We start from the raw sequence: 13,000 nt of genomic DNA on the forward strand, positions 1-13,000 counted from the left end.
TACATCGGTCATCCATGACCTCACTCCTTGTGCTGCGAAACTTCGTTTCGGTCACTCATCACCTAAGCTGCCTGTACGGCAGTGAGCGCAGGGTTCAGCGCTTTAGCAACTCTAGCTAATTTCTAAGCTGCCTGTACGGCAGTGAACGCAATCACGCGCTAAGTCGATCCGAGAAATATTTTCTAAGCTGCCTGTACGGCAGTGAACCAGGTGACTCGCTCGATGCAATGTCTGGATTTTTTCTAAGCTGCCTGTACGGCAGTGAACCGCATTATCGATGCATTAAAAAATCATTTATATTTCTAAGCTGCCTGTACGGCAGTGAACGAGCACACCAGTTCTAGCTCTCGCAAATCTCATTTCTAAGCTGCCTGTACGGCAGTGAACAACCACAATTTAATCCTGGTCAAACTCGTTTATTTCTAAGCTGCCTGTACGGCAGTGAACCTACAGCAAAAAGTAGCAAACGCCTGTGTTGTTTTCTAAGCTGCCTGTACGGCAGTGAACTGGTACCTCTTGTGAGCGCTGGAATATTGTGTTTTCTAAGCTGCCTGTACGGCAGTGAACGACGAAGCGCGTTATTAGCAAATTCTAATACTTTTCTAAGCTGCCTGTACGGCAGTGAACAATTCCAAAAAGAATGCCAAGAAATACTTGAATTTCTAAGCTGCCTGTACGGCAGTGAACAGTTTTTTGAAAGTCAAGACGCTGTATATGAATTTCTAAGCTGCCTGTACGGCAGTGAACTATGAGTTTTTAACACAAAAACATGTGAATACAAACACCTAACTAAATAATTCAAAAAACACCATGTTTTTTTAGATGGTTTGTAACTCATTGATTTTAAATATTATGATACTAAACAAAAATAAAAAGGTATTTTAGTATTTTTGCACCCACCAAAAAGGCCGCTGCACCGGCCTTTCATATCACCTATTATTTAACAACAAGGTTTAACTTTATTTATTTGCGCAGTTGTTCATACAACTTCTAATAAAATCATTACAGTTTGTCCAAGGTGGCGCCCATTTCACGCACGCCTCGTAGTGACTTTGACAGCGCGCCTCACACGCATTTGACGGCGTCAGCAACGCTAACACATTAGGCTGAGCTGGATAAGTAGCAGAAGTCACACCATCCACTGTTAACGTTTTATTTACAGTGGTCGATTGCGTATCGGCTGCAATAGTAGCAACGCTCATTCCTAAACAGCTAATCGCAGTGAGTAGTACTTTTTTCATGATTTCTCCTTAAATGGTCTGTATCAAATTAAGACCATAAAACGCTATCAGAACCACATAAAATTAACAATTGAGTTATTTTTAACCAAGCAACTTCTGAATTCCCACTTTTAAGAAGACACAAGCAAACTGCGACTTATCTATATTTCCCAAGTTTTTAAAGAACGTATTACCGATCTCATTATCGGTCACTAACAGGTATTCAACCGAGCCGCCTACTTTTATGTAAAGCCCCTTTACACGACATGAGATTCCGCTTTCCAAAGGCGAGTATAGTAACCCCCAATTGAAAGCAAACAACGGTGCGAGCCAGACTCCACGACTTTTCCCTGCTCTATCACTAAAATATTATCCGCCTGCACAATGCTAGATAAACGATGCGACACGGTGATCACTGTGCGGTTTTGTAATAAGTGCTGTATCGCACTGACCACATCCGCTTGTGTGATCGGATCTAATGAGGCAGTGATATCATCTAATAAAACAATCGGTGTATCTTTAAGCAATGCTCTGGCAATGGCAATACACTGGCGTTGCCCACCAGATAACAAAACACCACTCTCCCCAACCTGAGTATTTATCCCCTCAGGGAGTCTATTAATAAATTCAAGACAATGCGCATCAGCGCATGCTTGATATATTTCTTCATCCGTTGCATCAGGCTTACCAATTCGAATATTCTCTAAAATACTGGAATCAATGAGCTGTACATCTTCAAAGATCACACTTATTAGGTTATGTACGTTCTCAGAGCCTATCTCTTGCAAACCTACCCCGCCCACTTTTACACAGCCACTGCTTGGTTCAAAAAAGCGTGCGCATAGATTGAGTAAAGTCGACTTACCACTCCCCGCCTCCCCCACAATTGCAGTGATGGAACCTTCTGGTGCATAAAATGACATGTTATTAATAATATCAATACCATCATAACCAAACGATACACGCTCAAATTCGATACTATGATTCTGAGGCGTAATTGGATCGCAAGGCTCACTTAAAGTGGGCTTATTTAAGAATGCTTCGACTTTACACTCAGACTGAATTGCCATACGCAACGTACTGAAATGTTCTGCAACTTCATTGAGTATCATCAATAATGGGATGATCAATACCCCAAAAAAAATGGCATCAAAATTCATCGCAGATGTGTTTGCCTCAGGTAGTGATAAAGCCAGTGTCACAACAAATAAAACCAGTGCCATATTGAGTACAGCCCGATAGCCTAGTAAGGGGCCTACACTCCACATTTCAGCCTGTAACGCGTGTTGCTTAGCAACATCCAACTGTTTTTGGACGCGAGCCAGCCAATGGTGTGTTTGATCAAATAACCTAAGGGTTTTGAGTGCCTCAATATAATCTATTAGGGTACTACGGGTATGCTTTTCAGCATGCGCTTTCGCTTTAGAAATGTGGATAAATCGCTGCTTTAAAAGATGCATTACCCAAAATGCACAAGGCAAAATTAAACACATGCTCAGCGCATACAAAGGGGCAATAAACAGCAAGATCACCAACCCTAATAAAGCCGCCATCAGGGCTGACAGCAGATCAGGCAACACATACGAAAATATGCGCTCTATTTTCTTAATGTCATCACCGAATAATTCAAAAAATTCACTGCTGTGCATTTGATGCAAAACCCCTAGCGGCAAGCGCCTAAAATGCGAAATCGCTTTACTACGATAATCCTGCGCTATTTGGTAACTGCCTATAAGGCTGTGCTGCTGACCCACATAAGCACAGATGAGTTGTAATAAAAATACACCGCCCAGTGCCATTAAATAGTCACTCGGTGTCGACAGAAGCGTGGTGGTGATGGTGACTTTACTGAGCTCTGCATAAAGCCAGTAAAAACATAAAACACATGGCAAAATTGATAAGCATCGCTCTAATACCCTAAATGTAATGCCAATGATAAACGACTGCTTACCTGACTTTACATGGCCGAGTACTCGGCTAATACTGCTGATGGCCTGTCTATCCATTTAATTCTCGTAACTTGGTAACGGGGTTGGAATAACCGGTGTTTTCTGAGGAGGCACCCCCACTTGTAACTGCCACCCTTTTTTATAGTGCTCACACCGAGCTAACATAGCCTCATGCGTGCCCTGCGCTGTAATCGTGCCATCCATTAACGTGAGAATTTGATCGCTCTTTTCAAGACCAAAATAATGATGTGTGATCACTAAAAATGTGGTGTTTGGATAATGCCCTTTTAAGCCTTGATAAAACTTTGCATAGGTCAGGTTATCCATGGCGGCACAAACTTCATCTAAAATCACCAAAGGCGGTGCGTTCAATAATGCTCTGGCAATGGCAATACGGATGCTCTCTCCCCTTGATAAATTTATGCCGCGTGCTTCTACCCATGTATCCAACCCTTTAGGTTGGCGTCCCAGCCAAGACTTAAGTTGAGCCGCAACGATGGCATGCTCTAGTGCCTCTGTTGTTATGCCACTGCGACCAAATGTGATGTTATCTCTGATTGTCCCCTCAAATAAATAACTTTCTTGCATTACGACGTTCATCGCCCGAGCTCGAGCGCTATCCGTAAGTTCAAATACATCTTTACCATACCACTGGACACGGCCCTTATTTGGCGCAAATAACCCGCTTGCAAGCATTGCGATGGTTGACTTACCACTGCCCGTGCCACCGACAATCACATTCAGGGCATTGGGTAATAGCTTAAAATGCACATTCTTCAGCACAGAAGCCCGCCCATAACAAAAATCGACGCCATAAAATTGTAGTATCGGGTACTTTGAAGCCGCTTGAACCGGTGTAGTATCGTTTTCAGTAGGCGCCATACAGTACAATGGGGTGATCCGAGCAATACTGGCCAGCACATCATTAGCTTCGATAAAAAAACGGTTCACTTTTAACAGTGGGCCAACCATGCAGGTAGTCAACAAAACCGCTAATATAAACTGCTCGATTAAAATCAGCTGCAAGCTATATAACCAGATAGCCGTTGGTAACAAAAATAAACAAGACGACCCCAATAACACGCTATACGCAGCCCAACCAGATAACGCTTGGTGAGTAACCGACTTCACTATACGGTCATGGTTTTCCAGCTTGTGGTGGAGTATCTCAAACCGCTGGCTATCTAAATTATGTAACTTCATCAAAGGGGCTAATTTTACATAATCATAGAGTGTGGTGTTTAAGCCCGCTTCCTCATGGCTAAATTGTGCGTCGCGCTCGGTGGTTTTGCGCCTCCAAAAATCACGCAGAAAAAAGGCCAGCGGCAAAACGGCGATAGCGCTCAGAGCAAGCCGCCAATCAATTAGGCACAATGCACAGAATATAAAGAGCGGAGACAAACACGCGTTAAATAACTCAACGCTATTATGTGCAATAAAGTTTTCTAGTTTTTTAATATCATGGAGAATTTGCTGCTTTAACGCGCCTGTATTTTGCTGGCTTAACCACTTAAGTGAAACTCTGGCTAAATGTGTTGACAGTGTCACCCTGACATCAGCAAACGCTTTAGACGCAACTTGGTAACTAAAATAATACGCGCTAATACGAAACAACGTCTTACATACGATAACCGCAACCAGCCCTGCAGCGACCCAAAGTAATGTGTTGGCTGATGTGGAAATCGGGTCGAGTAATTCAGTTATGGTGATAAATAGCAAATATACAGGCAGTAACTGAGCACAACTCGCCAGCGCAGATAGGCTCAGTGCCAGCATCATTTTTCCTTTATATCGAGCACACATTGACCACAAAACCAGCCAAGGTTTATTGCTATTTTCGGTATCATAAGACTCAACACGCATATAAACAGCTCCTTGAAATGCGTTTTTAAATCGGGGCCAAACGGCTAGCCAGATAATAGAGGGGTAGCAAAGTAATGCAATGATCTCGCTACCAAATACAAATTTTGTTTAAGTGCATTTGTCATAAATCAAACAAATCTACGAGTCCTTTAAACAAAATCAATTATAAAGAATGAATTCAGATTACAAGCCTCATGATTTTTATCAACGTTAAATAATTCATACAAAAACCAAAATAAAGAAGCATTTATTCATTTCATGACGCAAACACTACAGTATTATTCATCGCAATTTGGTTGATAGGTAATAATGAAAGTACAAACAATACGCTGTATAAAAGTTTTTTTAATTACTTAACAATACGTTAGCATGTAGTTGCCGTGACTAGTTATTATTACCATTGCGGCTTGTACCAAAGACATAACCGAGCAAAGCTGTCAGGGTCGGAAATAAAACATTGAGCAAAATTAATTGCAAAGTATCAAACCAAAAAGCTCTAAAGTCGCTTCTCTGCTGCGTTAGCTGTTTTAGGACATCCGAATTAATTACTTGATTCGTTAACATCAGTTGCTGCGTTTCTCTCATCGCGATAAAGAACTGATATTCACCCCACATAAAAATACATAAGATGATGACCAAAAAAACAATTAATACACTGATGATCCCCCACGTTAAATTAACGCCTGCTTTTTCTTTTCCGGTGAGGGGTTCGGAGACAGGGGCATCCTCAGGCGTATAGTCCTGTGCCGATGCAAGATCAATATCCTGCCAAGATTCTGATGATGGGATTGCGTTTGATTGTGTGCAGTCCTGTGCACTTGAAGACATGATTTAACTCATTTAATAATTAATGTTCTATAAATTAGTTTTGGAAATATTATTTAATTCAGGTATGACAAGGCGATGTATGTCTTTGCCTTGTTTATTTGCGGATAAAATTGTTCTGTCGTGGACAACCTCATCTGATGCCCAATCAAGTAACGTCAAAGCGACTTTGGTCAGATCACTTGATTTTTTCAGTCCTAAACGGCTTTGTAGCGCCGCTAAATAATCTGCATCAACCGAAAACCTAACTTCTGTCTTTTTTGCATCCGCCATAAAAACTCCAAAAAATATCCAGCTTTTTTCCGATTCTAGTGGATATAATTTGTTTACGCAACAGCAAAAGAGGCTCCCAATTACCCAAATTAAAAAAATATTACACTGAATCAAGACTGGACACTTTTGCCATTGCTTTAATCTGTGGATCCACTCCATTAAGTAAATCAATTAGTTGTGCAGCAATTCCAAAGTCTGATTGCACACGACTTTGTGCTTCATACTCATCAATCCCATTTACCAGCTCCTTTAGTGTTAAAAAGAACCCACTGTTGCATTTATTACCAATGCCCTTTAGCGTAACGCACACCATCACATTTCTTGGTTGGCTCGCCGTGTTTAATATTACACTTAATAGCCGCGGTGGCATGTACATATATAAGCTAGCCAATGCCTGAAATTGATACTCTCCCATCTGAGTGTATATCACCCAAATTGGTAACTGCTTACTGTACAGGGGTTGATAATTAACTACTGGGCACCTATCTGTTGACAACATGTCTATTAACCCACACTGTACTTGGTGAGATATTCTTTGCTCCACACCGGCTCTAAATTGGTTTATCAACCTAATGTCATGTTCTATCCTTGTCATTACGGTATGCTCCATATATAGTATTTACATATTTTAACATTTTTATAATAAATGCTTAAACATCTAAAAATCTTTAGATTAGTTAACATTTTTGTATTTAGGGCGAGACATTGAATAAAACTGTTAGGCCGCACGATGAGCAAAGCTTAAGTGACTTAAAGGTAATGAGGCTCGCAGCTAACAAGACTCAGAAGCAAATGGCCAAAGTACTCGGGACGAGCGAAGCAACAATTATTAATTATGAAAATGGCGTAAGTGACATTAAGTACAAGGATTACCTTAAATGGTCACTCGCATGCAAATTCGATTTAAGCGCTATTGAAGAACAGCTTCAAACTTTACGTGATCTTGTTATCGAAAACAACTTGCACCGATACCGCAAAGTCAACAAGCTAAAGCACGAAAAATAGTCATCAAGCCTTATTCAAAAACCATAAAATGTCCCCAAACGGTGTGATAGATTAAAAATATAAGGAAAATAACCATGAAAATACCACTGAACACTCAGCTACTATCCCAAAATACGTGTCGACTTGTAAATGGTGCCTACAAAACCAAATACCCGACAACTAAACCCGTAAAACCCAAACAGCCACCTATTATTCAACTTTAAGTATTCTGTATCATGAACCTTTTGCGCATCTCCTGTGCAGCCTTCATGATCATCGCTTTGATATTTGTCTATTCATATGACTGGATGTTTATGTCATTTGCGACCATCTCATTTTGTTTTGGTGTTCTCCTGCTTAGGATAGACAATATCAACGCGGTCTCTATTACTGCCCTTATTCTCGCCATGTCTTTATTTGAATTTGTGTCATTCAATTACCTGATCCCTCTAGAGTCTGAGACACTCCCCATGATTTGGCTTGGTTCAATCGTATATGGTGTGCAGTTGTTGTTGTTTTTGAGTACCTGTATTGTACTTTTACTCAGAGTTCGACTGACCCAACGACTTTTCAAACAAACACACAATATTGCCCCGACCTATGCTGAGGGGCTCATCGCTTTTTGTCTCTTTATGACAACGATGTTAATGGCGCTCATGCTCATAGAAAATTTTGTCAGAAATACCATTGATCTGGGCTTCACAAACCACTTCTTTGGCGCATTGACTCATTTAACCATTGTTTATGATAGCTACGAAATAATTGCCTATACGCTACGTGCATCAATATGTGCCCTATTAATTTCTATGCTTTTTGTTGTTGAGATAGATACAGATAAACTGGTTGAACAGAGCAAGGTGCGCGGATAATCAGCCCTCCTTTAACATACCTTTTTACTCAGAAAGTACATATTTCATACACAACATCAACAGATGTTTGTTTTGTTATTATGAATAATCTCATTTCTTAATAAAAATTTCTCTAATTATGGTTTTTAGGATGACAAACCCCAATGGATCTGAGAGAATCCGCCCCACAAACGGTGAATTAGTCAGTATTTACTTACTACATAGTAATTTATAATTATAAGTCTTTTAATAATGCGTAACGCCCTAGTGTCATTAATTTTGCTGTTTACCTTTCTTCCCGTACTGACCTTACACGTACAAGCAAGTAATGCTTACTATAAAGTAACATACCACTACAACATTGGTGATGTATTTACAACGAAGGAAAATGGCGTTTGGCGAACCGCTAAAATTCTAGATATTGATACAAATGAGCAATCATCAACCATTCATGTCTTGCTTTACAACAGCACGAAACAAAAGCCAAAGCTTGAAGAAGTGTATAAGTTATCAGTTGTAACATATCACTCCACCATTGCACATGCCAAGCTTGAGAAAAAATGGCTATTCATTGGCAATGACACACCCCTTAAGGCTGAATTGAAAGGCTACATTAACTACTTAAAGAGTCATGACTTTAACAAGTACGCTGAGGCAACAAACCAAAAAGTTGATGACCTCATTTTCAGAGCCAATACGCTATATACAAAAGGGTATGCTTTAAATCAAGCAGCCCAATACCAGCAAGCGATTGAAGCGTATAAGCAAGCCATTCATATCTATCCTATGTACTTTGAAGCCATCGATAATATCGGCTTTGCTTACATGGATATGGGGGATTTTAAAACAGCCATCAACTACTTTGATCAATCTTTGGTCGTTAATCCACAAGGGATGACAGCGCTGTATTATAAAGGTATGTGTTATATCAACCTGGAAGACTATGTGCGCGCCAGTGAAGTTTTCAAACAAGGTATGCATGCCTTTCCCAAGCAAAAGCAAGTTTTCGAAGAGATCTATATAAAACTGCAACAAGATAACCTTTAATTCACCTTTGTTTCTCCTCATGATTTCGTAAGAAAGTTGGTTATAAATTCTTCTATAGGAATTGACTGCCAACCTTTATTCACGTATTTTATTTTCAACATCAGCAAAATAAATACCAATAACCATAAGGAGAACTCCATGGAAGGTAGTGTCGTGCTACTGACAGGCTTTATTGCCACGATTTGGATAACGATAGGTGTCTATATCGCGGGAAAACTCTATCCAAACTACAACCACAAAACGCAATTTTGCAGTGAGCTTGGCGCTGCAGGCAGCCCCACAGAAAAACTCTCACCGCTCATTAATAACTATCCCTTAGGGATACTGTTTTGTTTATTCGGCTGGAGTGTCATAGAGCATGCAAACGAAGCTCTAACGCTCATCGCTGTAGGTTGGTTAATCATTATCCATGGCATTGGCACCTGGGTTGCGGGGTTCTTTCCTATGGATAAAGATCCGTACACAAAAACCCCAACACTAAATTGCCAAATTCACTCTCACGCAGGGCTTATCATGCTGCTATCACTCTTAGTCGCACCGCTACTGATCCTATTTAGTGATCTGGCTATTGAATTTCGTATTTTTTCAGGTGTGTCTGCCATCGTTGCTTGTTTTTATCTATACCGAATGGCAAAGGCGTTCAAACAAAAAGCCTCTTTAGGTTTATATCAGCGTATTTCATATTGGGCCAAGCTCATCTGGCTAGCCGCACTGTCTTTGCTGCTTTGGATCACGACCTAATCGTACGACCTCTGCACTATTAAAACTGAATGGTGCAGAGGGTAACTTTCGACTAAAAAAAGCGTTTAGTCATAGCACCGATTTTGACTTGTTCAACTTTATCAAATTCAATTTCACGTATTTTAGACATATTTTTCCAAAGCAATTTGTAACCTCGAGTAAAACGAGTTTTGCTGACCCGCTTTTGAAATTTTACCTTCTCATACTCAGTGGCATCTCTTAGCTCCCCTAAAGTGCCATATAAACGCACTGCAGGCCGACTGACAAACTCGCCTCTAAGCAAAGACTTTAGCCAATACCACATACTGCCATTGACCGCTAAAATGCAGACTCTACCCTGAAAGTGGGCAGATTTAGGCAAGTGTGTTGTGAACTTTTCAAAATAATATCCTTTTCCTGGCTCAGTCAAAATTAACGAACCTATAGGCGTAATATGTGGTTCCCCCTCAGCAGAAATACTGGCAATCGCATAATGAAAGGAGGACTTAAAGGAGCGCTTAAACAGGGTTTTGATTTCGAGCCAATTGGTATGTATATCCATATTAATGTCCCATTTTTTGTTAGCTTATTTTATTGTGTCTGATTTTTACTCTCAAGCAAACTGGCAGCATAAAAGAGTGAATCCATATAAGGGTCTTTGAATTCATAGTATGCGGCTTCATCATTTGGAAAACGCCGAGCTAGTGCACTTTTTATTTTACCGTACGCATCTGCGATAGGTTTATTATCACGCAAAAAATCACGAAATTGTAAAGCGTAAACTTGGTTCACTCGGCCTACCTCTCTGATGTGAATATGGGTTTGCCGCTGCCCTTGTGGTTCTCGAAAGTATCGCTTCTCCAAGCATGCATCTCCCTCTTTATAACCGATTAAATTATCATGGGTAATGTCAGGTCTGAAAACATACCCTGATTCACGTAAAACGGATACTAAATACGGGTTGTCAAGGTCCTTTACACTCACTTGAATGTCTATGACATCTTTCGCTACAAGATTGGGAACTGCGGTCGAACCTATGTGATCAATACGCACAGCCAACCCGCCTAACACCTGCTGCAAAACTGACTGAATTGTAATAAACTCTTCTGTCCACCCTGGCTGATACTCTATCACTTCTATTTTTTTCATTGATGCTAACTCTTAACTATCGATACACGCTTTGACGAACACTCCGTAATGATAATTAAATAATTTATCACCAATCACATAGCCTTACTTGTTCAAACCACTTCGCATGAAATGGCTGAGTTCGCTGCTCAGTTAAAGCTGGGACTGTCACTTTTACTTTCGGTGCCAAATGTGTTGCAACTAACCGCCGGACTTGATCGCTCTCTAAGTGCTCAAATAATGCTTGTAACTGGGTGCGCTCTTGTGCTGATAGCTTTTGGCCTTGCTGAGTTAAATAAGTGATATTGATCCACTGTAAAAAAGCCTTTTTTGCTTGATTCGGAAAAGCATCAGTCAGCGCCTTTATAGGTGAATACAAACGCGCATAGTTGACGCTTTCACCTCTTAACACGAATAGAAAAAGTAAGTTGGTTCCCGCGGTAATATGACCAGAACGTTTATCCACACGTTGATAGCCTTCTAGCGCAGCTCTTAAATAACCATCCGCTTCATTATAATGAGTCAAATCTAATGCTATCGCACCTAAATTGTTATTAATGGTTGCAGCCATCGATACATTACGCTGTTTTTTGGCCAATAAAGCCGCTTGCTGATAGAACCCAATCGCTTTTTGGTATGCCCCCATATGTCTTGCTACTAAAGCTCTGCTATTTATCAATGTTAAGCGCTGTGATGCATTTTCTGCGTACTTGAGTGCACATTGCAAACTCATGTCCGCTTCACTCAAGTGCCCTTTTCGACGCAGCCAAATTCCAAGTGCACTTAAAATACTGGTCAATTTATTGGTGAAGTATGGATGTGTACTATGCGTAAACAAAGTCTCAAGAGACTGCTCTAGCAAAAGGAGTTGATTGGTAGGCACTGATGCACGCACCCGTAAAACATGCCAGCGTATCTTTAGCGCCGAAGGTAATGCATCAATATCAGGCATTGTTTTAAGCAAATACAAAGAGTGAGAGGGTTTCACCGTTAAATAATCTTCAACCTCCTGCAACCTCTCCATCTGTTGCTCTACAGACGGCTTTGCCTCAAGTGTAAAAGAAATAAACAACCCAATAGTGAACAGTACAGCTTTGCCTATCAAATCAAGTTCCTAGTCATTAATTACTTATTGAATATAGAGGAACAATATGAACAGACCAAATTATCCGTTCATAACAGGCCAAAATAGTAAATTAACTTGCAAAGCCTGCAGGCATTTTAGTTTCATGGTGATTGACTGCCAGCCTATCACATATGTCTGCAACCTCAGGATAATCAATTTTTAAAACCTGATGATCTGCAGCTTCAAAACAATCTCCTGTAAACCCCGGTGCCATTGTGCAGCCAAATATCGCATATTGTCCAAACTCACTCAGTTCACCAGCCTGCCAAACACCAGCAGGAATACGATACTGTAGCTGTTGTCCCTGCTTAAAGTCAGGGCCCATCACCACAGTTTCAACGTGCCCATCTGGGTAAAGTAAGTACAGATTGAACGCATCGCCTTGATAAAAATGCCACACTTCATCATGTGTGAGTCGGTGAAAACACGATACACTTTTAAGCGCATGGCAATACATACCAATCATGGCAGTACCAATTGGTTTATTATCATGAAGCTCTGTATTAGCACGCCAAGTGCTTTTATATAAAGTCCCTTCAACGGGAAGGCGAAGAAAACGATAATGTGCGAGCACATCTAACAGCGAGGATGACACTTCTCGATGTGCAAAAAGAGAATATTCAACAACATCGACAATCGCATCGGTATTGAGTTTGCCATAAATGTGTGGAAACAATGTATGGCTGCCGAGCCGCTCACTCGGCGCTTCAAAAATCAACTGCGCATGAATAAGGCGCGGATCAACCACAGCCACTTTGACGTCATCCAAGCTTGCGTAAAAATGCTGATAAACATCTTTTACTTGCTCTGCTGTACACGCATGTATGTAACCCTCTGCACTTAAGGAGGAGGGCGCATAAACCGTTTTATTGGACGTGATCTCATCACCACAAAATAGGATAAATATCGCGTTATGTTTTGTCATACAAGTCCTTAATTAACCAAGACGTTCAAGCCCCATATAGTCGGGTGCGCTACTTTAAAGAAGTATTACTATGTCGCTGGCGCAGCGCTGTG

At 40.8% G+C, this 13,000-nt stretch carries 14 protein-coding genes and 1 CRISPR repeat array; of the genes, 4 read left to right on the forward strand and 10 right to left on the reverse strand.

Annotation, left to right across the window (positions count from 1 at the left end):
- Window positions 1–59: 59 nt before the first annotated feature.
- Window positions 60–747: direct repeats of the CRISPR family, unit length 28 nt; unit sequence TTTCTAAGCTGCCTGTACGGCAGTGAAC.
- A 212-nt stretch (window positions 748–959) separates the two neighbouring features.
- From N473_RS10625 to N473_RS10650, 6 genes are all read right to left on the reverse strand, one after another.
- Complete coding sequence (locus N473_RS10625) at window positions 960–1,241, reverse strand: hypothetical protein (protein WP_063367885.1); 282 nt, start codon at window positions 1,239–1,241, stop codon at window positions 960–962.
- 236 nt (window positions 1,242–1,477) lie between these two features.
- Window positions 1,478–3,226: an ABC transporter ATP-binding protein gene (locus tag N473_RS10630; RefSeq protein ID WP_063367886.1), complete on the reverse strand. Its 1,749-nt coding sequence runs from the start codon at window positions 3,224–3,226 to the stop codon at window positions 1,478–1,480.
- The gene (locus N473_RS10635) at window positions 3,227–5,032 is read right to left on the reverse strand and encodes an ABC transporter ATP-binding protein (RefSeq protein WP_063367887.1); all 1,806 of its coding nucleotides are present in this window, start codon (window positions 5,030–5,032) and stop codon (window positions 3,227–3,229) included.
- A 384-nt stretch (window positions 5,033–5,416) separates the two neighbouring features.
- Window positions 5,417–5,860, reverse strand: a complete 444-nt coding sequence (locus N473_RS10640) for a hypothetical protein (RefSeq protein WP_063367888.1) — start codon at window positions 5,858–5,860, stop codon at window positions 5,417–5,419.
- 27 nt (window positions 5,861–5,887) lie between these two features.
- Window positions 5,888–6,130, reverse strand: a complete 243-nt coding sequence (locus N473_RS10645; protein WP_039610569.1) for a hypothetical protein — start codon at window positions 6,128–6,130, stop codon at window positions 5,888–5,890.
- Window positions 6,131–6,230: 100 nt separating this feature from the next.
- A complete protein-coding gene (locus N473_RS10650) occupies window positions 6,231–6,725 on the reverse strand; it encodes a hypothetical protein (RefSeq protein WP_063367889.1) in 495 nt (164 codons plus the stop codon).
- A gap of 110 nt (window positions 6,726–6,835) precedes the next feature.
- Between N473_RS10650 and N473_RS10655 the strand changes: the two genes are divergently transcribed.
- From N473_RS10655 to N473_RS10670, 4 genes are all read left to right on the forward strand, one after another.
- Entirely contained in the window at window positions 6,836–7,135 is a 300-nt protein-coding gene (locus tag N473_RS10655; RefSeq protein ID WP_046356816.1) for a helix-turn-helix transcriptional regulator, read from the forward strand.
- A gap of 215 nt (window positions 7,136–7,350) precedes the next feature.
- Window positions 7,351–7,983, forward strand: a complete 633-nt coding sequence (locus N473_RS10660) for a hypothetical protein (protein WP_063367890.1) — start codon at window positions 7,351–7,353, stop codon at window positions 7,981–7,983.
- 231 nt (window positions 7,984–8,214) lie between these two features.
- Window positions 8,215–9,009 carry a tetratricopeptide repeat protein gene (locus N473_RS10665; protein WP_063367891.1) on the forward strand — a complete coding sequence of 265 codons (795 nt, stop codon included), beginning with the start codon at window positions 8,215–8,217 and terminating at the stop codon, window positions 9,007–9,009.
- A 138-nt stretch (window positions 9,010–9,147) separates the two neighbouring features.
- The gene (locus tag N473_RS10670; protein WP_063367892.1) at window positions 9,148–9,750 is read left to right on the forward strand and encodes a DUF998 domain-containing protein; all 603 of its coding nucleotides are present in this window, start codon (window positions 9,148–9,150) and stop codon (window positions 9,748–9,750) included.
- A gap of 52 nt (window positions 9,751–9,802) precedes the next feature.
- Here N473_RS10670 and N473_RS10675 read toward each other — a convergent pair whose 3' ends face one another.
- The 4 genes from N473_RS10675 to N473_RS10690 form a co-directional block, all read right to left on the reverse strand.
- Complete coding sequence (locus N473_RS10675; RefSeq protein WP_063367893.1) at window positions 9,803–10,291, reverse strand: hypothetical protein; 489 nt, start codon at window positions 10,289–10,291, stop codon at window positions 9,803–9,805.
- Between the two features lie 29 nt (window positions 10,292–10,320).
- Window positions 10,321–10,878: a GrpB family protein gene (locus N473_RS10680; RefSeq protein WP_063367894.1), complete on the reverse strand. Its 558-nt coding sequence runs from the start codon at window positions 10,876–10,878 to the stop codon at window positions 10,321–10,323.
- A 67-nt stretch (window positions 10,879–10,945) separates the two neighbouring features.
- Window positions 10,946–11,962, reverse strand: a complete 1,017-nt coding sequence (locus N473_RS10685) for a tetratricopeptide repeat protein (protein ID WP_063367895.1) — start codon at window positions 11,960–11,962, stop codon at window positions 10,946–10,948.
- A 91-nt stretch (window positions 11,963–12,053) separates the two neighbouring features.
- Entirely contained in the window at window positions 12,054–12,908 is an 855-nt protein-coding gene (locus N473_RS10690) for a cupin domain-containing protein (RefSeq protein ID WP_063367896.1), read from the reverse strand.
- Window positions 12,909–13,000: the final 92 nt, after the last annotated feature.

This window comes from Pseudoalteromonas luteoviolacea CPMOR-1, assembly GCF_001625685.1.
Lineage (GTDB): Bacteria > Pseudomonadota > Gammaproteobacteria > Enterobacterales > Alteromonadaceae > Pseudoalteromonas > Pseudoalteromonas luteoviolacea_K.